Origin of the sequence: Kaistia adipata DSM 17808 (genome assembly GCF_000423225.1) — a bacterium.
Classification (GTDB): domain Bacteria; phylum Pseudomonadota; class Alphaproteobacteria; order Rhizobiales; family Kaistiaceae; genus Kaistia; species Kaistia adipata.
The window spans coordinates 87,436-108,941 of sequence record NZ_KE383992.1 but is presented as its reverse complement, the minus strand read 5'-3'; the positions used below and the strand labels follow the sequence as shown (position 1 = coordinate 108,941).

Here is a 21,506-nt window from a genome sequence, read left to right as displayed (position 1 = left end):
ATCTTCACCTCTCCCTGGGGGAGAGGTCGGCTCGAAGAGCCGGGTGAGGGGGTAGGGAATTCTCCGGTGAGGCCGTAAACCCTCACCCGCCGCCCTGCGGGCGTCGACCTCTCCCTCAGGGAGAGGTGAAAGGTCTCCCGATGTTTCAGCTCATGACGCCGATCGCCTTCATGTTGGCGACGCTGCGCCGGATCATGTCGAGCTCGTAGGAGACGAGCGCGCCGTCCTCGCCGCGCTCCCAGGGGGTGCGGTAGTCGGCGTCGTCGGCGAGGCGGTTGCGGCGGGCGGTCTGCAGGCAGGCGGCGAGCGAGCGCGCCGAGCGCGGCGGATAGCCGTTCCACCAGTCCTGCGTCAGCAGGCGGACATGCCGCACGTCGAGCGCGCCCGGCTCCAGAACGGCGGTCAGGTGGTCATGGTGCTCCTTGAGGATGCCCAGCACTTCCTGGAACGGCACGAAACCGTCGCCGATGGCGCAGCGGACGAGACGAAAGCCCTCGTCGGTGAACTGGACGTTGTAGTCCTTCAGGTGCACGTGCCGGACCCAGGGCGCGATGCGGCGGGTGAAGTCGAGCGGTGCCTCGCCGACCGGCAGCGTGTTGCCGGTGTCGTAGCAGATGCCGACGCCGCCCTCCGCCTCCTCGCAGAGGCCGACCAACTCGTCGGAGGTGAAATCCTGGTGGTTCTCGATCACCAGCGTCCGTCCTTCCGCGACCGCGCGCGGCGCATAGTCGGCAAGCGCCTTGTGCACGCCGCGCACCAGCTCATGCCATTTTTCGCCTACGGCGTTGCGATCGCCGCAGAGCACCGGCGTCAGGCAGACGCGGATCAGTCTGGCGTCGAGCCGCGCGGCGGAGCGAAAAGCGCCGTCGAGCGGCCCGTGGTTCAGCCCGCTGCTCACCACCGGCGTCATGCCGAGCGCGGCGAGTCTTGCCTTCAGCGCGGCCACCGCGTCGTCGTCGAGTGCCGCGATCCACGGCTCGAAGATCTCGATCGTCTTCGCGCCGAGTTCCGTGGCCAGTTCGATGAAGCCCTCGAGCCCGCGCCCGTCCGGATTGGCGCGCGGCGTGCCGTGCCCCTGCAGGCCGAGATAGTAGGTCAGTCCATAGGGGTTCAGTCCGACTTGCAGCATGGCGTGTCCCGATCTGGCGAGGGGATTGCGGGGCGGGCGGCGCTAGCTCAATCCGCCGTCGACGATGATGGATTGCTTGGTGATCATCCGGCTGTCGTCGGCGCCGAGGAATAGTGCCGTGCGGGCAATCTCCTCGCCCTGCAGCACCGTGCGGATGCATTGCCGGCTGACCAGCGCATCGACGCTCTCCGGCGTCTTGTACCAGAGCGCGTACTGCTTCTCGGTCATGACGGCGCCGGGCTCGATCGCGTTGACGCGGATGTTGTCGGCGCCGAAGGCGCGCGCCAGGCTGCGCGTCAGCCCGAGCACGGCCGCCTTGGCGGTGGTGTAGGCCGGCATGTTGGGGGCGCCGCCGCGCCAGGCGATCGACGAGAAATTGATGATCGAGCCATAGCCGAGCTCGCGCATCTGCGGCCGCACCGCCTGGGCGGTGAAGAATTGCGGCCGCAGGTTCACCGCCTGCGCCCAGTCCCAGTAGTCGGGCGTCACGGCGTCGACCTCGTGCCGGTCGTCATTGGCCGCGTTGTTGACGAGGACGCCGATCGGCCCGAGTTCCCGGCCGATCTCGGCGATCACTGCCTGGGTCGCCTCGATGTCGGTCAGGTCGCAGCGGCGGAAGAGGGGCCGGTGTTGCGCGCCGCCAAGCTCGTCGGCGAGCGCCTTGCCGGCTTCCTCCTGGATGTCGACGAAGGCCACTTTCGAACCGGTTCCGGCGAAAGCGCGGACGATGTCGGCGCCGATGCCCGAGGCGCCTCCGGTCACGAAGACGACGCGCCCGGAAAGGCTGGGGTAGGATGCGAAGGTCATGGACTGCGGCCTGTTGGAGGGATGCGCCGGTGCCTGCCGGGTTCAGAGGAGCTTGCGGGTAGTGGGGTCGAACAGGCAGGCATGCGACATGTCGATGCCGAGCGTGATGGTCTCGCCCATGCGCGGCGCCTCGTCCGGGTCGAAGCGGCCCGTGACCTCGAGGTCGCCGAAGCGCATCAGCCCGATCGTCTCGGCCCCGGTGGGCTCGACCATCTCGACCGGCGCCTCGACCGTGGCGAGGCTCTTCTTGCTGGCCTTCAGTTCCGGCGAGTAGCGGAAGATGTGCTCCGGCCGGACGCCGAGGATGACGTCGCGCCCGGTAGTGCCGGGTACGGCTCCCTCGGCGAGCGCCAGCACGGCGCCGTCGCCGACCTTCAGCGACACCGCCGGGCGGCCCTCCGCATCGGTCGTCAGCGTCGCCGGAATGAAGTTCATCGCCGGCGATCCCATGAAGCCGGCGACGAACATGTTGGCCGGCCGGTCATAGACGGTCTGCGGCTCGTCGAACTGCTGAACCTCGCCCTGGTGCATCACGGCGATGCGGGAGGCGAGCGTCATCGCCTCGACCTGGTCATGCGTGACATAGACGGTCGTCTTGCCCACGCGGTGGTGCAGCTTCTTGATCTCCGTGCGCATGTCGACGCGCAGCTTGGCGTCGAGATTGGACAGCGGCTCGTCGAACAGGAACAGCTTCGGGTCGCGCACCAGGGCGCGGCCCATGGCGACGCGCTGGCGCTGGCCGCCGGAGAGCTGGCCGGGCTTGCGGGCGAGCAGCGGCTCGATCTGCAGCAGTGCCGCGACGCGCTTCACCGCCTCGTCGCGCTGCGGCTTCGGCACGCCGCGGCTCTCCATGCCGAAGGTGATGTTCTCGCGCACGGTCATGGTCGGATAGAGCGCGTAGGACTGGAACACCATGGCGATGTCGCGATCCTTCGGCGCCACCGAATTGACCAGCCGGTCGCCGATCCGGATCTCGCCGGAAGTGACGCTTTCGAGCCCGGCGATCATGGCGAGCAGGGTCGACTTTCCGCAGCCCGACGGGCCGACCAGCGCGATGAACTCGCCGGTGCGCGCCTCGATGTTGATGCCCTTCAGGACCTCGACGGATCCGAAGCTCTTGCGCAGGTTGCGAATGGTCAGCGAAGACATGCAGGCCTCATCCTTGGATCGCGTCTCACTTGATGGCGCCCTGGGTGAGGCCCCGGACGAAATACTTGCCGCCGAAGAAGTAGACGAGCAGCGGCGGCAGCGCGCCGATCAGCACGGCGGCGCTCATCACGTCGTAGTTGCGGACATTGGTGCCGCTCGCCGTCAGCGCCACCAGCGCGGCGGTGATCGGCTGCTCGCGGCCCGAGGTGAACACCACGCCGAACAGGTATTCGTTCCAGATGCCGGTGAACTGCCAGATCACCGTGACGATCAGGATCGGCGGCGACAGCGGCAGGATGATCCGGCGGAAGATGCGCCAGAGGCCGGCGCCGTCGATGCGCGCCGCCTTGATCAGGTCGTCCGGGATCGAGACGTAGTAGTTGCGGCAGAACAGCGTCGTGAACGAGATGCCCTGGATGACATGGACGAGGATCAGTCCGTAGGTCGAGTTGGTCAGGCCGAGCTTGCCGAGGATGAAGGCCCAGGGCATCAGCGCGATCTGCCCCGGCATGAACACGCCGAGCAGCATCAGCGTGAACAGCACTTCGGAGCCCTTGAAGCGCCATTTCGACAGCACGTAGCCGTTCAGCGCGCCGAGCAAAGTGGAGAGGATCGTCGCCGGGATCGCCATCCAGAGCGAGTTCATGAAGTTGCGCTTCATGCCCTCGCAGGTGCCGCCGATGCAGTAGCTGCTCCAGGCGTCGGCCCAGGCATGGAAGGCGAAGCTGCGCGGGAAGGCGATCAGGCCGTTCTGGGCGATCTCCGCCTGGTCGCGGAACGAGTTGAACACGACCACCAGCAGCGGCACCAGATAGATGATCGCGAAGATCGAAAGCAGGCCATAGATCGCCAACCGGCTCAGGTAATGCCGGCGGAAGGCGGCGGCGGCCTCCCGATCATGGACGCGGGCGAGCGCGGCATCAGCCATGGCGGCTCTCCCTGCGATGACGCCAGACGATGAAGAAGGAGTAGGGCACCAGCACGACGGCGAGGGCCGCCAGCATCATGATCGCGGCGGCGGCGCCTTCGCCGATCTGGCCGCGCTGGAACATCAGGTCGTAGACATAGATCGCCGGGAAGGTTGTCGAGATGCCCGGGCCGCCGCGCGTCAGCGCCGCGACGAGATCGAAGGTCTTGATGGCGAACTGGATCTGCACGACCGCGACGGCCAGGAAGATCGGCGCGATCACCGGCAGGATCACCCTGCGATAGGTTCGGAAGGTGGAGGCGCCGTCGATCTGCGCCGCCTTGACGAGGTCGGGGTCGACCGATCGGAGCCCGGCGAGGAACAGCGCCATGGCGAAGCCCGAGCTCTGCCAGATGCCGGTGATGATGATGGCATAGATCGCCGTGTTGCGGTCGGAGGCGAGGGCGAAGTTGAAATCCGTCCAGCCGAGGCCGCGGACCAGCATCTGGATGCCGTCGGTCGGGTTGTAGAGCCAGCTCCAGACCGTGCCGGTGACGATGAACGAGACGGCGAGCGGATAGAGGAAGATCGTTCGCCAGATCGCTTCGCCGCGGACCTTCTGGTCGATCAGGATGGCGAGGGCCAGGCCGATCGCCATGGCGCCGACGATGTAGAAGGCGGAGAACAGGAACAAATTGCTGTAGGCGATGTTCCAGCGCCGGTTGCTCCACAGCGAGGCGTAGTTGTCGAGGCCGACAAAGCCGTAGCTGGGCAGGAGCGACGAGTTGGACAGCGAGATGTAGAGCGTCCAGATCGTGAAGACGAAGACGTAGATGAACGAGGCCGCCAGCGACGGCGCCAGGATCAGGATGGGCGAGATCCGGACGAGGCGCTCCCGCCACGTTGGCCTCGGATTGTCCGCTCCGGAAATCCGGCCGGCATCCGCATCGATGGTCGACATGGCTGGCCCTGTCATGAGAACGAAGGATCGGGCGCGGCGCGGGGCACCGCGCCCGACAAGGCGGTTCGTTACATCTGGGCCTCGACGGCATCCGCGATCGCGGTGGCCGCCTGTTCCGGCGTCATGGCGGGCGTGTTCACGAACTCGGTGACCGTATCCATGATCGCGCCGCGGTATTTCTGCGGGATGGTCATGTTGTGGGCCATCGAGCGGACCAGCGTGCCGGCCTCGATCGAGGCCTGCAGGTCCTTCTGCGACAGCTGCTGGCAGGGGTTGAAGCCCTGCGACAGGTCGACGTCCAGGCGCGCCGGGATCGAGCCCTTGGCCTGGTTGAACACCGTCTGGAACTCCGGCGACAGGATCGTCTTGGCGAGCAGCTGCTGGCCTTCGATAAAGTCCGGATCCTTCTGCTTGAAGAAGACGACGGAGTCGGCGTTCAGGATGAAGCCGGGCTTGCCCCAGTCGGTTGGCGCCTGGCTGCAGGTGTAGTCGGTGCCTTCCTTGAAGCCGGCCGCGGTCAGGAGGCCGATGGTCCAGTCGCCCATGATGTGGAAGGCGGCGTCGCCGCGGCCGACCATCGCCGACATCGTATCCCAGTCCCGGCCGACCATGCCGGGATCCATGTATTTCGAGGTCATCAGGCGCAGCTGCGTCAGCGCCTTGACCATGCCGTCGCTGCGCAGCGCGTCGACGTCGCCCTCGACGAAGGCCTTGCGATAGAGGTCGATGTCCTGGCCATAGACGACGACCTCGAACACGGTCGAATCCGTCCAGTCGGCGGTCGAGTGGGCGATGCAGATCTTGCCGGCGGCGACGACCTTCTCGCAGGCGGCGTTGAACTCTTCCCAGGTCTTCGGCACGGCCTCGACGCCGGCTTCCTTCATGACCTTGGGCGACGACCACAGCCAGTTGATGCGGTGGATGTTCATCGGCGCGGCGACCCAGCTGCCGGTCGGCTTCATCACCGGCAGCAGCTCGGGCGCGACGACCTTCTCCCAGCCCTCGGCGGTTGCGAGCTCGTCGAGATTGGCGGTCATGCCCGTCTCGTTCCACTCGGCGATCTCGGGACCCTTGAGCTGGACGGCGGGCGGCGCGTTGCCGGCGATGACGTCGGCGCGCAGCTTGGCCAGCGTGTTGGCCGTGTGGCCGGCGATCGAGGTCTGCTCCCACTTGCCGCCGGCGGCGGTGTACATTTCGCCCAGCTTGGCGATCGCCGCGGCGTCGGAGCCGGTGGCCCACTGGTGCAGCAGGTTCGTCCTCGGCTCGGCAAGGGCCGTGCCGCTCAGGAGAGCGAAGGTCAAAAGACCAGCGCTCGCCTTCCACGTGAAGGTCATGGTTTCTCTCCCTGGGTGTACCGCTCGATACTGGCGACCGTTTGGCGCGGTTACTTGTTCTTGTTGGTGTTCAGCGCGTCTCCCCGTATTTTGGCGCTGCTTTTTTTCTAGGATGAAGATATTAACCTGTCAACGAGCTGGACAATTACGAAGGGTTACGTTGCGGTGCAGAAAGAAAGCCTGCCTCCGACTCGTCGTGAATACTTAAGCGGTTGGACCGTCAGCGGGATTGGCGATGTTGCGGCGCATGATGGCCGGCAGCGTCGCCGCATGGGCGGCGTCGGCGGGAACGACAGGGGCGGGCTTGACCGGTCCCGCTAGATGGGCTTTTCCGGAAGGGCTGCGCCCGTGCGGTTTTCCCCGTGGGAAGGAAGCAAGGACACCGAACCATGAGTCGCGACCGCCCCTTTGACCGTCCGCAGGACCGAGCTGCGTCGGCGCGCCGGCCGGGCTCCGCCGATCCGACGATGGCGCGGACGGCGCATCAGCCGGCCGGACAGAATCTCGTCCACGCGGCCGATCACAATCTGCGCGTCACGCTGGAGGCTTTGCGCCGGAACGGCCCGATGAGCCGGCTGGATCTCGCCCGCGTTACCGGCCTCACCGTGCCGGGGATCACCAACATCGTGCGTCGTCTCGAGGCGGACGGGCTGGTGGCCGAGGAAGCCGGCCAGGCCGGTGCACGCGCCAACCGCTTTGCCATCGTGCCGGATGGCGCCGTGTCGCTCGGCGTCGACATCGCCGGCGGCCGCGCGAGCCTGGTGGCGATCGATCTCGCCGGCCGCGTGGTGCTCCGGGATGCCGTCGCCGTCGATGGGGACGACCCGGTGCCCGCGGTGGTCGCGCTCGCTTCCCGGGCGTTGGAGACGCTCGCCAGGCGCGAGGGCAGCCGCGTCCTCGGCGTCGGCCTGACGGCGGCCGGCGGCATCGAGGCCGTGCGCGCGGCGCTGGCGCCGCTTCCCGTCATCGTCGAGGCGGACACGATCGCGGCGGCGCTCGGCGAGCGGCAGTTCGGGGTGGCGGCGGCGGACGACAGCTTCGTCTATGTGCTGCTCGGACCGTCGACGCGCGCCGGCATGATCATCGGCGGCGCGGTTTTCAACGGCGCGGAACACCAGGCCGGCCGGCTCGGCGCGATGCGGACCGGCGAGGACGGCCGGCCGCTCGACGAGGTTCTGGCGACGGCCGCCCTCGACGGGCGCGACCCCGCCGACCCGGCGGTGGAACGCTGGCTCGAGGATGCGAGCGCGCATCTCATGGATTCGCTGATCGCGATCTCCGCCTTCCTGGCGCCGCGCGTCATCTTCGTCGGCGGCCGCCTGCCGGCGGCGCTGCTCGACGCGCTGGTCGAGAGGCTGGGCGCGCGCCGGCTGGAGCGGATGATCGAGCCGACGCAGCCCTACTGGCTGCCGGAGCTTCGGCGCGGCACGCTGGACGAGGATGCGGTCCTGCTCGGCATCGCCGCCATGCCCTTCCTGGAATTCCTGCTGCCGGACCCGCGCCGGCCGTTCCGCCCGCCGTCTATGGCGGTGTCGGGCTCGGCAGCCTGAGCGGCCGGGTCGGAGGGCGGTCGGCGCTGCCGCGCAGCGGCGACCGGGTCAATTGCGCCGGGTCGGCCGATTCCAGCCGCAGCGCGTGCGAGAGCGGCATGGTCGCGGCGCCCAGCGCTGCCGCGTCCTCGGAACCGGCGGCGCGATGGATGCGCGGCGTCGGGCGCGGATCGCGCGCCAGCGCCTCGCGCACATAGGCCAGCAATTCGTCGAGGATGGTCACCGGGATGCGGCCGCCGATCAGCACCGCGTCGGGATTGATCAGGAGACCGATGTCGATCGCCGCCTCGGCGATGTGGCCGGCGGCGAGCCGCAGCCATTCGCTGAGCAGCGCCTTGCCGCGCGCGTCGAGCCCGAGCAGGTCCTGCGGGCGCGCCACATGGATGCCGTGGCCGGCGAGGAAATCGTACAGGATGAACAGCGACACGACCTGGCCGAGCGGCTGCACGCGCTCGCCGGCCGGCGCCTCGGGAAGCGTCACCGGCAGCCAGCCGATCTCGCCGCTGATGCCGGTGGTGCCGTGATAGCAGGCGCCGTCCAGCACCAGGCCGCCGCCGAGGCCGGAGCCGAAGAAGATATAGAAGAAGCTGCGGATCTCGCCGCCGAGGCCATAGGTCAGCTCGCCGATCGCCGCCGCCGTGGCGTCGTTGTCGATCAGGATCGGATGGTCGGTGAAGCGGGCGAAGCGCTCGCGCACATCGACGCTGCGCCACAGGCGATATTCATCGGGCATGCCGATGAAGGGGATTTCGCCGAGCCAGTCGGGGATGGCGACGCCGATGCCGGCCAGCCGCGTCTCGTCGATGGCGCGCCGCCGGCGAAAGGTCTTCAGCGCCTCCTTCATCTCCGCGAAGAAGGCGTCCGGCAGCATGAAGCGCTCTTCGCGGTGGATGCGGTCGCGCACCGTGCCGAGCGCGTCGACGGCGACGATGGTCAGGTGGTCGCGGCCGATGCCGGCGCCGATGGCGAAACAGCCCTCCGGGTTGATCTCCAGCTCGATCGCCGGCTGGCCGCGCATGCCGTAGCGCCGCCGCGCCTCGACGACGAGGCCGTCGTCGATGAGCTTCTCGGTGATGCGCGCCACGGCCTGCTTGCTCAGCCCGGAGCGGGCGGCGAGCTCGGTGCGCGAGATCGGCGCGTTCCAGCGGATCGAGCGCAGGATGACGGCCTGATTGTGGCTTGCCGCGAGACCGGAATTGGAGCCGGAAAGGTCGCTCGCTGCCTTCTGGGATTTGATCAAGATGTCGTTGCCGCCGGGGGAGATCATGGAGGATCGTCCGCCGGCGGATAGAGGGCATGGGGGGCTAGCTTGTCAAGGATGACCGGGGCCTACCTCTGCTTGAGCAGCCAGCTTCGGACCTCGAAGGGTCGGAGATCCGGTCCGGCGGCGCGGTCCGCGGGCTCCTCGAGGATGTTGACCGGACCCGACAGCAGCCAGCCGTCCCTCGGCACCACCTCGAAGCGGCCGCGGCCGCCGGCCGGCTCGTAGACGCGCAGCACGAGCGCCTTGCCGTCCTCGCTGCCCTTGAGGCCGCCGATGCCGGCCGGGATGCCGGAGATCGCGATCGGCGTCTCGGTGCCGGCGGCGAGGCCGGAAGCGCTCGTCGCGAGCAGCGGCTGGTTCAGGTCCAGCGCCTCCTCGCGCACGCCGCCCTCGTGCCAGGCGCCCTGATGCGGCATCAGCGCGTAGACGAAGCTCTGCTCGCCCTCGTCGGCGAGCGGGTCCGGATAGATCGGCGCGCGCAGCAGGCTGAGGCCGAGCACGTTGTCCTTGATGCTGTGGCCGTATTTGCCGTTGTTGAGCAGCGCCACGCCGAAGCCGGGCTCCGACAGATCGGCGAAGCGATGCGCCGGCACCTCGAACTTCGCGGCATCCCACGAGGTGTTGGTGTGGGTGGTGCGGCGGACGACGCCGAAGGCGCATTCGAAGGTGGCGAGGTCGGAGCGCACGTCGACCGGCGTCTGCGTCCGGAGCAGGACGCGGCGATCGTGCCAATCGAGATCCGTCTTGATGTCGAGGCGCGGCGCGTTGGCGAGAAGCTGCAGCGTCTGCGTGATGGTCGAATCGCGGAACTTGCGCACGATCCGGATACCGACCCGGTGCGGCGTGTCCTCGACCACATCGAAGCTCTCGAACGAGGTCAGTTCCTGGCCGTTGGCGGTGTAGTCGTCCTCCAGGTCCCAGGCGTCCCAGTTGCGCGGCTTGTCCATGGGATAGACCCAGAGCTGGTTGCCGCGGCCGGCGAGCGCCTCGCGGCCGGCCCGCTTGTCGAAGAGGCTGGCGAGCGTGCCGTCCGGGTTGAGCGTGACGCGGATCAGGCTGTTCTCGAGCTTGGTCTTCGAGACGCTGAGGCCGGATGCCGGGGCGAGATCCTGCTTGTCCAGCACGACGATGCCGAGCGGCGGCACGGTGACGTCGAGCGCCAGCGGCTTGCCATCGATCTCGGCGCGCACGGGTCGGGCATGCAGGTCCGGATTGACGACGACGATCGCGTCGTCGAGGTCGCCCTTGGGAAGCTGGGCCACCAGCTTGGCGAGCCCGTCCTGCTGCGCGGCGAGGCCGGTTTCGAGCGCCTCGCCGAGCTCGCGCTCGGCGTCGTCATAGATCTCGCGGATGCCGGAGCCCGGCAGGATGTCGTGGAACTCGTTCTTGAGCACCTTGCGCCAGGCCGGCTCCAGGCTCTCCGGTTTCGCCGCGCCCAGCAGGGTCGCGAGCGAGGCGACCGTCTCGGCGGTGATCAGCGCCCGTTCGGCATGACGGTGCAGGCGCTTGGTGTGGCTCTGCGTCGTCAGCGTCGCACGGTGCAGTTCGAGATAGATCTCGCCCGACCAGACGGGAACCTGCGAGGCCGGGATCTCGTGCATGCGGGCGAAGACGTCCTCGACGCGCACAGGCTGAAGCGCCGGCACGGCCGGGAAGTCGGCAAGCTGCGCCTGGCGCTCCAGCATTTCCGGCGTCACGCCGCCGCCACCATCGCCATAGCCGACGGCGAGCAGGCTCTCGTCATGGAGGGTCTTGCCGCGGAAATTGCCCCAGGTGCCGAGGATCGCCTCGGGCTCGGTCGAGCCGTTATAGCCGCGCACCGGATTGTCGAAGGTGTGGGCCAGCACGCGGCTGCCGTCGAGGCCTTCCCACTGGAACAGGTCATAGGGGAAGCGGTTGGTCTCCGACCAGTTCACCTTGATGGTGAAGAACGAGTCCATGCCGCCCTGGCGCAGCAATTGCGGCATGGCCGGCGAGAAGCCGAAGCAATCGGGAAGCCAGCAGACACGGTGGCGGACGCCGAACTTCTCCTCGAAATAGCGCTGGCCGTAGAGGATCTGGCGCACGAAGCTCTCGCCGGTCGGCATGTTGGTATCGGGTTCGACCCACATGCCGCCGATCGTCTCCCACTGGCCGCTCTTCACGGCCGCGCGGATCTCCTCGAACAGCGCCGGGTCGTCCTCCTCGATCTGCGCGTAATAGGCGGCGGTCGACTGGTTGAAGACGAAATCGGGGAAGCGCTCCATCAGGCGGAGCGCGGTGTTGAAGGTGCGCCGCGCCTTGCGGCGGGTCTCGTCATAGGGCCAGAGCCAGGCGAGATCGATATGGGCGTGGCCGGTGATGCCGAGCTTGCCCTGCTGCGGATAGCGCGCCTTCAGGCCCTTCAGCGTCTCGCGCAGGTCTTCGAGCGCGCGCTTCACGCTGGCGCGGTGGTCCTGGCGCAGGCCCTCCGGATCGGCCTTGAGCGGCGGCAATTGCCAGATCTTCTGCTGGCCGCGCTGCGGCGCCGTGCGGGCGACGTAATCCTGCGTCGCCGAGGGCCAGTCGAGGGCGGCGAAGGTGTGCTCGGCGGCGGTGGCGAGATGCGGCACCACTTCGTGGTCGCCGAGCATCCGCGCCGTCTCGAGCACCTGCTGCAGCAGCAGCGCGAGGTCGTGCACCGGCTGGTCGATCCAGGCGAGGTGGGCGCGAGTCAGGCGCGGCTCGCGCACCGGCTCGCCGAAGGGCAGGCGGGCGACGGCGTCGACATGGATCTGGAAGCGCTGGCCGGGGACGGGGAATTCCTGGTGATAGGGGTCGAGGCCGAAGCGGGTCTCGGTTCCCTTGCCCTCGGGGGTGAGCGTGATCAGGCTCTCGCCGCCGACGTCGATCAGGAGGCGCGTGTCAGCCAGCGTCCAGTGCGCCGGCACCGTCGCCTCGGCGTCGAGGGCGATGGCGCCGTCCCGCTTGGGCCAGAAGCCGCCCAGCGCGATCGGCGCGCCGTTGAACCGCCAGCCCTCGACCGCCACGGTCTCGCGCTCGCGCCAGAACCCCAGTTCCTCGACGCGGACGCCGATGCGGTCGAGCCGCTGCTGGAGGGTCAGGGACATTCCAATTCTCCGTATCAAAAAGAAGCTCGATGAAAGCGATGGATGGATTCGGGATCAGCCCTTCACGGCGCCGGCGGTCAGGGCTCCGACGATCATGCGCTGCAGAAGGAGGAAGGCGACGATGGCCGGCACCACCGCGACGAGGCAGGCGGCCGCGAGCACCTGGGTGGTGGACGCGTTGGAAGTGCCGGAGAAGTTGAAGATCGCCACCGAGATCGGCAGCTGCGCGTCCTTGTTCAGGAGCAGGAACGGGATCAGGAACTGCGACCAGTTCAGGATCAGGATCAGGATGAAGGCCGAGGCGAGGCCAGGCGCGGCGAGCGGCAGCGTGATGCGCCAGAACGTGCCGAAACGGCTGCAGCCGTCGATGGCCGCGGCCTCCTCCAGCGACTTCGGGATGTTGTCGATGGCGCCCTTCACCAGCCAGACGCACATCGGCACGCTGACGGCGATGTAGACCATGGTGACGCCGAAATGGCTGTTGATGAGGCCGAGCGCGCTCATGTAGCGGTAGAGCGGCACCAGGATGACGAGCGGCGAGATCATCTGGAAGGCGAGGATCGCCATCATCAGCGCCGATTTGCCGGAGAACCAGAAGCGCGAGAAGGCGTAGGCGGCCGGCGCCGCCACCAACAGGCAGCCGAGGCCGCCGAGCGCCGAGAGCTTCAGCCCGTTCCAGAGGTAGAGCAGGAAGGTCGGGTCCGAGAGGATCTGGGCGAAATTGTCGAGGGTGGGCCGCTTCGGGATGAAGCGGCTGGCGCCGAGGAAGACTTCCTGCCGGGCCCGGAGCGATAGCGACAGCAGCCAGGCGAGCGGCGTCAGGAAGAAGGCGGCGATGACGATCGCGGCCAGGTAGGTGAGGGCGTCGCCCCATTTCTCGCGCTGTTCGATGGTCATTCGGACACCTCCCTGCGCGGCAGGAACGACGCGTAGCCGAGTGCCAGCACCAGGCTGATCACCAGCATCAGCACCGACAGCACGCTGCCGCCGGCGAGGTCGTAGTTGCGGAACACGGTGTTGAAGGTGAAGAGCGACAGCACCTCGGTGGCGCGGCCGGGGCCGCCGCCGGTCAGTGAGATGATCGCGTCGAAGGTGTTGAGCGTCTGGATGGTGACGAGGATCGAGTTGACGAGGATGGCGGCGCGCAGCTGCGGCAGCGTGATGAAGCGCAGCTTCTGCGTGCCGCTGGCGCCGTCGACGCTGGCGGCCTCATAGAGCGTCGGGTCGATCGCCTTCAGCGCCGCGTAGAACACGATCATCGAGAAGGCGGTGCCGCGCCAGACATTCGAGATGACGGCGGACAGCATGGCGTTGTGCGGGTCGGAGAGCCAGGCGACCGGCGAGATGTGCATCAGCCGCAGCACGGAATTGATGGCGCCGAACGGGGCTTCGCTGAACAGCATCTGCCAGATCAGGCCGTTGGCGATGCCGGGGATGACCCAGGCGATCAGCACGATGGTGCGGAGCGCCACCATGCCCTTGAGTTTGCGCCGCTCGCCGCGCATGACGATCAGCGCGATGGCGAGGCCGAAGAGCTGCTGGCCGACGACGCTGCCGAAGGTGAAGACGAAGGTGGTCCAGAGGATGCCGCCCAGCGCCGGGTTTTCGAGCATCGCCCTGAGTGTGGCGAGCGTGTACTGCTCGCCGGTGCCGACCAGGCTGGCATTGGTCAGCCCGAGCCGGAACACGTCGAAGATCGGATAGAGATAGAAGATGCCGAGCATGACCGCGACGGGCACGAGCCATGTGAAGGGGTTGGCCTCGAGGCGCCGCCCCAGGCTGGGGCCGGCCACGCGCCGGCTCACGGCCATGGTGGCCGCCTGTGTCGTCTGCATGTTTCGCTCCTGCCCAAACGCGGCGCCCGGTGGTCCCGGCCGGCGAGAGTGTCGCCGGCCGGGATGGTCGCGTCGGATCCGTCAGGGCCGGGCGTAGGCGGCCTGGACGGCGGCGTTGGCGGCGTCGAGCGCGGCCTCGGGCGTCTTGGTGCCGGCGAGCACCTCGCCCATCATCACCTGGATCTGGTTCGAGATCTCCGGATAGATCGGCACGCCGGGGCGGGCCTGGCCATTCTCGAGCGCCTTGGCGAAGGTCTCGTTGGCCGGGGTCTTGAAGACGTCGTACTTGCCGTAGAGCGCCTTGGCGGTCGGCAGCTGCTGCTGCAGCGCGTTGCCGGGGCCGGCATAGATCTCCTTCACGATCGCCGCGCACATGGCGACCTTCTCGGGGTCCTTCGAGAAGGCGCCGAAGGTCCAGCCGCCGGTGCCGGTCGAGCGCTGGTCCTTGGTCGGGCCGGGGATCTCCGAGAAGGTCCACTTCTCGAACTCTTCCGGCTCCAGCGTGTTCTTGAGCTGGCCATACTGCCAGTTGCCGCCGATGAAGAGGGCGGTCGAGCCGGCCGCGGCGGCGGCATTGAACTCGTCATAATTGACGATGGTGGCGACGCGCTTCGGTGCCGCGCCGGAATCGACGAGATCCTTGAAGTAGTTGACCGCCTTCAGGAACTTCTCGCGGTTCTCGCCCTCGGCGAAGACCGGCTTGCCGCTGTCGTCGACGAGCTTGCCGCCCTGCGCCCAGAAATTCGCCAGCCAGTCGAAGGTGGTGCCTTCCCAGCGGCCGCCGTTGAACAGCACGCCTTCCATGCCCTTGTCCTTGGAGGCGATGGCGGCGGCCTTCAGATCTTCCCAGGTCTGCGGCGCGTCCGGCACGATGTCCTTGTTGCGGTAGAGGACGCGCAGGTCGGTGTTCCACCACCAGGCGTAGATCTTGCCGTCCGCGCCGGTGATGCCGTCGCGGATGAACGGGAAGAGGTCGGCCACTTCTTCCTTGGTGAAGTATTCGTCGAGCGGCTGCAGCACGTTGGCGCCCTTGAACAGGGCGAGCACGAAGCTGTCGACCGCGGCGCAGTCCGGACCCTGGCCCGACTTCGCCTGCTCCAGCATGCGAGCCTGTTCCTGACCGATATTGTCGGACATGCGCTCGAGGTCGATGCGCCAGCCCGGATGGCGCTGGATGAACTCGCCAAAGAGCTTCTTGTAGCCTTCGGCCCAGACCGGGTCGGTGCTGGTCGGGCCGTCGCCGGTGAGGCGGAGGGTCAAGGATTTCGGGGCGTCGGCCGGACCGACGCGGTCCTTGGTGACGAGATCCTGGGCTTGGGCGGATACGGCGACAAGCGCGGCGGCGGAAGCCAGCAACGCGGTGACGAGACGCAAGCGCATCATGAAATCTCCCGTGGGGTGTTTCCTCGATCGAACGGCTCTGGCGGCCGTCTCTTGCATTCCTGCGGCCCATTCTTGCGGGGCCTCAGGGAAATAAATCACATTGATTTTGTCTCGGCGGGGGGGGGGGGGGGGGACGCGACGTGGTGGGGTTTGCCATGGCGCCGCCCGGCTTTGCGCGATCCCGCGCGGCCGGCCAGAGGTCGGCGGCGTTCAGCGGGGAGGGTGGGGCGGTCGGGAAGGGCGCGCGAACGCCGGCGCGCCGCCGGTGGCGATGGCCGCGGGCAGCGGGCGCGGGATGCGCTGGGGCGCCGGCCGCCAAGGGCGCGGCCGGTCCGTTTCGGTGCGTGGATCCGCCGTGGCGGTGATCGGGATCAGTACGGCGTTTCGCCGGCGTCGGCGTTGACGGCCTGGCCGCGCACTAGCATGGCGTCGTCGCCGAGCAGGAACGAGGTCAGCCGCGCCACCTCGACCGGCTGGATGTGGCGCACGAGCTGCGCCGCCAGCATCTTGTCGAAGATCGCCGGCGCCGGTTCGGAGGTGAAGGAGGAATAGGCCTCGGAGACCTCGCGCAGCATCGGCGTCGCGACGCCGCCGGGGCAGACGCAGTTGACGTTGATGTCGTAGGCCGCCAGCGCTTCCGACAGCATGCGCGTCATCGAGATCAGGCCGGCCTTGGAGGCGCTGTAGGCGAGCGACTCGACATGGCCCTTCTTGCCGGATTCCGACGCGATCGAGACGATGGCGCCGGGGATCGAATGCTCGATCATGTGCTCGGCCACCAGCCGCGACACGTCATAGGCGCCGAACAGGTTGATCTCGAACTGCTTCTGCCAGTCGGCGCGCGAGACCGCGAGCGGATCGGCGTGCAGCACGATGGCGGCGGAATTGACGAGGCCGTCGATCCGGCCGAGCAGCTCGATCGAGCGCGCGACGCCGGCCGTCACCGCCGCTTCCGAGGCGACGTCCATCACCACGCCGAAGCAGCCGCCGGCCGCGCCGCCGAGCGCCTCGACCGTCGCGTCGACCGCTTCCGGCTTCAGGTCGGCGATGACGACCCGCGCCTCCTGGGCAATCAGCAGCTCGGCGATCGCGCGGCCGATGCCGCCCGTGCCGCCGGTGACGAGAAATCCCTTGCCGGCATGCACCGGAAACGCGCGGCTCTTGCGGAGCGGCAGCGGCTTGTCGGGGCGGCGGGTTTCATATTTCGACATCGGAAATCCAATCGCCGGCGCGCCGCCGGTCCTTCCAGATCAAGGCTCGTGGTGACGGCGATCGGGGAGCCATCGCCTGCGCGCAGAATAGGCAGGATCGATAGGCGGTCAATCGCAGTTGTGGCGTCATCGCTGACTCGGTATCTTCCGGCCATCCAACACCCAGGAGAATGCAGATGAGGCTTCGGAGTCTTTTGGCTGGCGCGGCGGCGCTGATGGCGGTGACGGCGGCTCAGGCTCAGGATGCGAAGCCGCTGATCGTCTTCGTCTCGCCCAACCCGGTCGGCGTGAACGACTTTCTGAAGCTCGCCAAGGCCGGCACGGAGAAGGCGGCGGAAGCCGTCGGCGCCACTGCCAAGGTCTATGAGAGCACCGACCCGACCACCATCCGCCAGAACCTCGACGCCGCCGCCAAGGAAGGTGCCAAGGTGGTGATCGCCGTCGGCTTCGAGTTCAACGACGTGCTGCCGGAGGTCGCCAAGGCTTATCCGGAGACCAGGTTCCTGCTCGTCGACAGCTGCCCGCAGACGCCGGTCGACAACATCCACTGCTCGGTGTTCCGCGAATACGAGGCGAGCTTCCTCGCCGGCGCGGCGGCGGCCTTGACCAGCGAGACCGGCAAGGTCGGTGCCATCGGCGCGCTCGATATCCCCTTCATCCACCGCTACACGGATCCCTTCGCCGAGGGCGCCAAGCACGTGAAGCCGGAGATCGAGATCGCCCCGACGCTCTGGATCGGCGGCAACAATCCGTTCTCCGATCCGGCCCGTGGCCAGCAGCGCGCCAGCATCATGGTCTCCGACAATACCGACCGCGTCATGGCCGGTGGCGCCGGCTCGAACGGCGGCATCTTCAAGGCGATGGAAGACCTGCCGGGCGCGGCGGCTTTCGGCGTCGATTCGAACCAGTGCCCGCAGGCGCCGGGCCTCGTCATGGACAACGTCCAGAAGCGCACCGACACGGTGATCGAGAAGGGCGTCGCCGGCCTGTTCAAGGGCGACCAGCCGCCGTTTGCCACCTATGGCCTCGCCGAGGGCGGCATGACGCTGACCAGCCTGGAGCCGGGCCTCGCCGAGTCGGGCTGCCTGATCGCCAAGTTCCCAGATGTCGTCGAGAAGGTGAAGGCTCTGCGCGACGAGATCGTCGCCGGCACGATCAAGGTCGCCGACCCGATGCAGGCCGCGAAGTAACGACGGACGACACGACACGGGGGATCGCGCGCATCGGTCGCGCGATCCTTTTTCGATCCGGGCTTGACCTGGACGGGCTAGGGCCCGATAGGCTCCGCCCCGACGTTCCCCGCGCGGCGGGGCAGAGGCGCTTCCCTCGGTGGAGCGCGCTTTTCCAACAGATCGAAGCTGGGATGACGATCGAGCTCGAAGCCACCGGCATCGTCAAGCGCTATGGCCCGCTCCTGGCCAATGACCATGTCGACCTTTCCGTGCTGCGCGGCGAGGTTCATGCCGTGATGGGCGAGAACGGCGCCGGCAAGTCGACGCTGATGTCGATCCTCTACGGCATGCAGGCGCCGGATGCCGGCCGCATCGTCCTGCGCGGCACCGAGATGCACTATCGCTCGGCGCTGGACGCCATCGGCGCCGGCATGGGCATGGTCCATCAGGCCTTCAAGCTGTTCAATTCGCTGACCGTCTGGGAAAATGTCGTCTACGGCATGGAGCCGGCTCGCGGCGTCTTCATCGACCGCCGCGCCGCCGCGGCCAAGGTCGCGGCGCTGGCCGAGCGCTATCGCCTGCAGGTCGAGCCCAACGCCGTCGTCGGCAAGCTTTCGGTCGGCGTGCGCCAGCGCGTCGAGATCCTGAAGGCGCTCTATCGCGACGCCCGCGTGCTTATCCTCGACGAGCCGACCGCCGTGCTGACGCCGCAGGAGCGCGACGGCCTGTTCGACATCATCCGCCACCTGACCGCGGACGACCGCACCATCCTGTTCGTGACGCACAAGCTGCACGAGGTGATGGCGATCACCGATCGCGTCACCGTGCTGCGCGACGGCAAGGTGGTCGACCGGATGGTGACTTCAGAGACCTCGCCGCGCGAGATCATCCGCGCCATGACGGGCAGGGCGGTCAATCTGACGGTCGAGAAGGGGGCCGCCAAACCCGGTGCCGTCGTGCTCCAGGCGCGCGGGCTGACGGTCGCGGCCGATGGCGGCAAGCCGGTGGTCGATCACGTCGATCTCTCCATCCGCGCCGGCGAGATCGTCGGCATCGCCGGCGTCGCCGGCAATGGCCAGACCGAGTTGATCGAGGCGCTGACCGGTCTGCGCATCCCCGATGGCGGCAGCGTCGCGATCCACGGCGTCGACGTTACCGGTGTCGATGTCGAGCGGCACCGCGACGCCGGCCTCGCCTATATCCCCGAGGACCGCGCCACCACCGGTACGGCGCTCACCGCCTCCGCCGCCGACAATCTGGCAATGGGCTTCCAGCGCAAGCCTCCGCTCGCGAAGGGGCGGCTGCTCGACGGCGCCGCCGTCACGGCGCATGCGAAGAAGCTGATCGCGCGCTTCGGGGTGAAGATCGGCTCCGAACAGCTTCCCGTCGGCACGCTGTCGGGCGGCAATCTGCAGAAGGTGGTGGTCGCGCGCGAGCTTTCGCACGCCGCACAACTGCTGATCGCCGAGCAGCCGACGCGCGGCGTCGATGTCGGCGCGATCGAGTTCATTCACGGTCAGCTCGTCGCCGAGCGCGACCGGGGCGGGGCCGTGCTTCTGGTCTCGGCCGAGCTGACCGAGATCCTGGCGCTGTCGGACCGCGTCCTCGTCATGTTCGATGGCCGAATCCTCGCGGAGCTGCCGGTCGCCGAGGCCGACGAGGAGACGCTCGGCCTGCTGATGGCCGGCCGCGTCGGTGAGGCGCACCTCAAAGACGGAACGGAGGCCGCATGAGCGAACAGAGCGTGCGCGCGTCGCGGTTGCCGCGTATTCCGGCCGTGCCGCTGGCGATCGGCATCGGCATTCTCATCGGCGGGCTGCTGGTTCTTGCCTCGGGCGGGGATCCCGTCGCCGCCTATCGCGCCATCCTGGTCGGCGCGCTGGCGCCATCGAACTGGCCGAACACGCTGAACTGGGCCGTGCCGCTGGTCGGCATGACGCTGGTCGCGGCGCTGCCGCTTCGGGGTGGCATGGTCAATCTCGGCGGTGACGGCCAGCTCGTCATTGGCGGCCTCGTCGCGGCGCTGGCGGCGCTCTATCTGCCGCTGCCGGGGCCGCTCCTGATCGCCGCCGCGATCCTCTGCGCCATGATCGCGTCGGGCCTCTATGCCTCGCTCGCCGCCTGGGGCGAGACCCGCTTCGGCATCCCGATGCTGATCTCGACGCTGCTGCTCTCCTATCCGGCGATCGGCATCGCTTCCTATCTCGTCGGCTTCCCGCTGCGCGACCTGACCACCGGACTCGCCCAGACCCGGATGATCCCGGAAGCGGCGCGCCTGCCCGTCATCGCCGGCCCGCTCAATATCGGCCTGATCCTGATGGTCGTCGTCGCCGCGGCCGTCGTCTTCTTCGATCGCCGCACCGTCGCCGGCTATGAGCTCCGCATGCGCGGGCAGAACGCGAAATTCGCCGGCTATGGCGGCGTCCGCCTCGCTTCGCAGCAGGTGCGTGTGATGTTCGCCAGCGGCGCCATCGCCGGCCTCGTCGGTGCCATTCTCGTGCTCGGCTCGCTCTATCGCTACCAGGACGGCGCGCTGCTGACGCCGGGCTACACCTGGTCCGGCCTGATGGCGGCGCTGCTCGCCGGCGGCGCGCCGCTCGGCGCCATCGCGGCGGGCCTGTTCTTCGCCGGGCTGCAGACGGGCGGCTTCGCCATGCAGCGCGAGACCGAGATCCCCCGCGTCCTCACCATGGTGCTGCAGGCGGTGATCATTCTCTTCCTCGCCATACGCCACGGCGTCGGGAGGAAGTCGTCATGAGCCTGATGAGCTTCATCACCCCGTCGCTGGTCAATTCCGCCGTCCAGTCGATCACGCCGATCCTGCTCGCCGCGCTCGCCGGCACCCTCTGCGGCCGGGTCGGCGTCTTCAACATGGCGATGGAAGGCCAGCTGCTGGTCGGCGCGTTTGCCGCCGTCGTCGGCTCCTACGCCACCGGCAGCGCGCTCGGCGGCGTACTGTTCGCCATTGTCTTCACCGTGCTGTTCTCGCTGATCCTCGCCTATGGCGCGACGGTGTTCAAAGGCGACGCGGTGGTGATCTGCATCGGCATGAACCTGCTCGCCTCGGGCCTCACCGCCTATCTGCTCCGGCAGATGTTCGGCGTCTCCGGCACCTTCTCCGACCCGGCCATCGTCGGGCTCTCCAAGATCCGCATCGACGCGATCAACACCATCCCCTGGATCGGCTGGATCTTCTCTCGCCAGACCGTGATCACCTGGCTTGCCTGGATCCTCACCGCCGCCGTGACGATCATGATGTTCCGCACGCCGGTGGGCCTCCGGATGCGCGGCGTCGGCGAGGATGCCAGCGCTGCCGGTACCATGGGCGTCGATGTGCTGCGCTATCGCGTGCTGACGGTCCTGTTCGCCGGCGGCCTGACCGGCCTCGGCGGCGCGCAGCTCTCGCTCGGCACGGTCAGCATCTTCTCCGAGGACATGAGCGCCGGCCGCGGCTGGATCGCCGTCGTCGCCGTCATGCTCGGCCGCAACCACCCGCTCTGGGCGGCGCTCGCCTGCGTGCTGTTCGGCGTCGCAGACGCCCTCTCCGTCCGCCTGCAGAGCCAGGGCCTGCCCAACCAGCTCACCGACGTCGTGCCCTATGTCGTGACGCTGCTGGCGCTGGCGCTCAGCCATCGCAAGCGGCTGAAGCGCCGCGCCGCCGAAACGCTCACCGCGCACGCCTGACGCGCGCGCCCTGCCATCAAGGATATCCGCC

The 21,506-nt window shown here is 68.2% G+C and carries 17 protein-coding genes; 5 read left to right on the top strand and 12 right to left on the bottom strand.

From position 1 onward, the window contains the following. Positions 1-145: 145 nt before the first annotated feature. From G539_RS0120740 to G539_RS0120715, 6 genes are all read right to left on the bottom strand, one after another. The gene (locus G539_RS0120740) at positions 146-1,129 is read right to left on the bottom strand and encodes a sugar phosphate isomerase/epimerase family protein (protein WP_029076905.1); all 984 of its coding nucleotides are present in this window, start codon (positions 1,127-1,129) and stop codon (positions 146-148) included. A 42-nt stretch (positions 1,130-1,171) separates the two neighbouring features. Next, positions 1,172-1,936 (bottom strand): SDR family NAD(P)-dependent oxidoreductase, encoded by a 765-nt coding sequence (locus tag G539_RS0120735; protein WP_029076904.1) that lies wholly within the window; start codon positions 1,934-1,936, stop codon positions 1,172-1,174. Between the two features lie 42 nt (positions 1,937-1,978). Further along, positions 1,979-3,085 carry an ABC transporter ATP-binding protein gene (locus G539_RS0120730; RefSeq protein WP_029076903.1) on the bottom strand — a complete coding sequence of 369 codons (1,107 nt, stop codon included), beginning with the start codon at positions 3,083-3,085 and terminating at the stop codon, positions 1,979-1,981. Positions 3,086-3,110: 25 nt separating this feature from the next. Further along, entirely contained in the window at positions 3,111-4,013 is a 903-nt protein-coding gene (locus G539_RS0120725) for a carbohydrate ABC transporter permease (RefSeq protein WP_156912087.1), read from the bottom strand. Continuing rightward, a complete protein-coding gene (locus tag G539_RS0120720) occupies positions 4,006-4,953 on the bottom strand; it encodes a carbohydrate ABC transporter permease (RefSeq protein ID WP_029076901.1) in 948 nt (315 codons plus the stop codon). The genes G539_RS0120725 and G539_RS0120720 overlap by 8 nt, the downstream gene beginning before the upstream one ends. Before the next feature lie 68 nt (positions 4,954-5,021). Then, on the bottom strand, positions 5,022-6,287 hold the full coding sequence (locus G539_RS0120715; protein ID WP_029076900.1) for an ABC transporter substrate-binding protein: 1,266 nt from the start codon (positions 6,285-6,287) through the stop codon (positions 5,022-5,024). Between the two features lie 389 nt (positions 6,288-6,676). Here G539_RS0120715 and G539_RS0120710 point away from each other — a divergent pair, with 389 nt between their 5' ends. Beyond that, positions 6,677-7,837, top strand: coding sequence for an ROK family transcriptional regulator (locus tag G539_RS0120710; RefSeq protein ID WP_084640152.1), 1,161 nt, complete (start codon positions 6,677-6,679; stop codon positions 7,835-7,837). Here G539_RS0120710 and G539_RS0120705 read toward each other — a convergent pair. The 6 genes from G539_RS0120705 to G539_RS25660 form a co-directional block, all read right to left on the bottom strand. After that, positions 7,809-9,104, bottom strand: a complete 1,296-nt coding sequence (locus G539_RS0120705; protein WP_051231864.1) for an ROK family transcriptional regulator — start codon at positions 9,102-9,104, stop codon at positions 7,809-7,811. The two genes, G539_RS0120710 and G539_RS0120705, sit on opposite strands and share 29 nt — an antisense overlap. A 62-nt stretch (positions 9,105-9,166) precedes the next feature. Further along, positions 9,167-12,190, bottom strand: a complete 3,024-nt coding sequence (locus tag G539_RS0120700) for an alpha-mannosidase (protein ID WP_029076897.1) — start codon at positions 12,188-12,190, stop codon at positions 9,167-9,169. 54 nt (positions 12,191-12,244) lie between these two features. Beyond that, positions 12,245-13,087, bottom strand: coding sequence for a carbohydrate ABC transporter permease (locus G539_RS0120695; protein ID WP_029076896.1), 843 nt, complete (start codon positions 13,085-13,087; stop codon positions 12,245-12,247). Next, positions 13,084-14,001 (bottom strand): carbohydrate ABC transporter permease, encoded by a 918-nt coding sequence (locus G539_RS0120690; protein ID WP_035832350.1) that lies wholly within the window; start codon positions 13,999-14,001, stop codon positions 13,084-13,086. Before G539_RS0120690 ends, G539_RS0120695 begins: the two co-directional genes overlap by 4 nt. Positions 14,002-14,106: 105 nt before the next feature. Then, on the bottom strand, positions 14,107-15,405 hold the full coding sequence (locus G539_RS0120685) for a type 2 periplasmic-binding domain-containing protein (RefSeq protein ID WP_029076894.1): 1,299 nt from the start codon (positions 15,403-15,405) through the stop codon (positions 14,107-14,109). Positions 15,406-15,779: 374 nt separating this feature from the next. Then, positions 15,780-16,619, bottom strand: coding sequence for an SDR family NAD(P)-dependent oxidoreductase (locus G539_RS25660; RefSeq protein WP_051231862.1), 840 nt, complete (start codon positions 16,617-16,619; stop codon positions 15,780-15,782). A 176-nt stretch (positions 16,620-16,795) separates the two neighbouring features. Between G539_RS25660 and G539_RS0120675 the strand changes: the two genes are divergently transcribed. The 4 genes from G539_RS0120675 (at position 16,796) to G539_RS0120660 (ending at position 21,475) form a co-directional block, all read left to right on the top strand. Continuing rightward, a complete protein-coding gene (locus tag G539_RS0120675) occupies positions 16,796-17,809 on the top strand; it encodes a BMP family ABC transporter substrate-binding protein (protein ID WP_051231962.1) in 1,014 nt (337 codons plus the stop codon). Positions 17,810-17,982: 173 nt separating this feature from the next. Continuing rightward, the gene (locus G539_RS0120670) at positions 17,983-19,524 is read left to right on the top strand and encodes an ABC transporter ATP-binding protein (protein WP_029076892.1); all 1,542 of its coding nucleotides are present in this window, start codon (positions 17,983-17,985) and stop codon (positions 19,522-19,524) included. Further along, positions 19,521-20,549 (top strand): ABC transporter permease, encoded by a 1,029-nt coding sequence (locus tag G539_RS0120665; RefSeq protein ID WP_029076891.1) that lies wholly within the window; start codon positions 19,521-19,523, stop codon positions 20,547-20,549. The genes G539_RS0120670 and G539_RS0120665 overlap by 4 nt, the downstream gene beginning before the upstream one ends. Then, complete coding sequence (locus G539_RS0120660) at positions 20,546-21,475, top strand: ABC transporter permease (RefSeq protein ID WP_029076890.1); 930 nt, start codon at positions 20,546-20,548, stop codon at positions 21,473-21,475. The genes G539_RS0120665 and G539_RS0120660 overlap by 4 nt, the downstream gene beginning before the upstream one ends. Positions 21,476-21,506: the final 31 nt, after the last annotated feature.

Coding starts and splice junctions, on each gene's coding strand:
- G539_RS0120740 (WP_029076905.1), bottom strand. CDS start 1,129: ATGCTGCAAGTCGGACTGAACCCCTATGGACTGACCTACTATCTCGGC.
- G539_RS0120735 (WP_029076904.1), bottom strand. CDS start 1,936: ATGACCTTCGCATCCTACCCCAGCCTTTCCGGGCGCGTCGTCTTCGTG.
- G539_RS0120730 (WP_029076903.1), bottom strand. CDS start 3,085: ATGTCTTCGCTGACCATTCGCAACCTGCGCAAGAGCTTCGGATCCGTC.
- G539_RS0120725 (WP_156912087.1), bottom strand. CDS start 4,013: ATGGCTGATGCCGCGCTCGCCCGCGTCCATGATCGGGAGGCCGCCGCC.
- G539_RS0120720 (WP_029076901.1), bottom strand. CDS start 4,953: ATGTCGACCATCGATGCGGATGCCGGCCGGATTTCCGGAGCGGACAAT.
- G539_RS0120715 (WP_029076900.1), bottom strand. CDS start 6,287: ATGACCTTCACGTGGAAGGCGAGCGCTGGTCTTTTGACCTTCGCTCTC.
- G539_RS0120710 (WP_084640152.1), top strand. CDS start 6,677: ATGAGTCGCGACCGCCCCTTTGACCGTCCGCAGGACCGAGCTGCGTCG.
- G539_RS0120705 (WP_051231864.1), bottom strand. CDS start 9,104: ATGATCTCCCCCGGCGGCAACGACATCTTGATCAAATCCCAGAAGGCA.
- G539_RS0120700 (WP_029076897.1), bottom strand. CDS start 12,190: ATGTCCCTGACCCTCCAGCAGCGGCTCGACCGCATCGGCGTCCGCGTC.
- G539_RS0120695 (WP_029076896.1), bottom strand. CDS start 13,087: ATGACCATCGAACAGCGCGAGAAATGGGGCGACGCCCTCACCTACCTG.
- G539_RS0120690 (WP_035832350.1), bottom strand. CDS start 14,001: ATGGCCGTGAGCCGGCGCGTGGCCGGCCCCAGCCTGGGGCGGCGCCTC.
- G539_RS0120685 (WP_029076894.1), bottom strand. CDS start 15,405: ATGCGCTTGCGTCTCGTCACCGCGTTGCTGGCTTCCGCCGCCGCGCTT.
- G539_RS25660 (WP_051231862.1), bottom strand. CDS start 16,619: ATGTCGAAATATGAAACCCGCCGCCCCGACAAGCCGCTGCCGCTCCGC.
- G539_RS0120675 (WP_051231962.1), top strand. CDS start 16,796: ATGAGGCTTCGGAGTCTTTTGGCTGGCGCGGCGGCGCTGATGGCGGTG.
- G539_RS0120670 (WP_029076892.1), top strand. CDS start 17,983: ATGACGATCGAGCTCGAAGCCACCGGCATCGTCAAGCGCTATGGCCCG.
- G539_RS0120665 (WP_029076891.1), top strand. CDS start 19,521: ATGAGCGAACAGAGCGTGCGCGCGTCGCGGTTGCCGCGTATTCCGGCC.
- G539_RS0120660 (WP_029076890.1), top strand. CDS start 20,546: ATGAGCCTGATGAGCTTCATCACCCCGTCGCTGGTCAATTCCGCCGTC.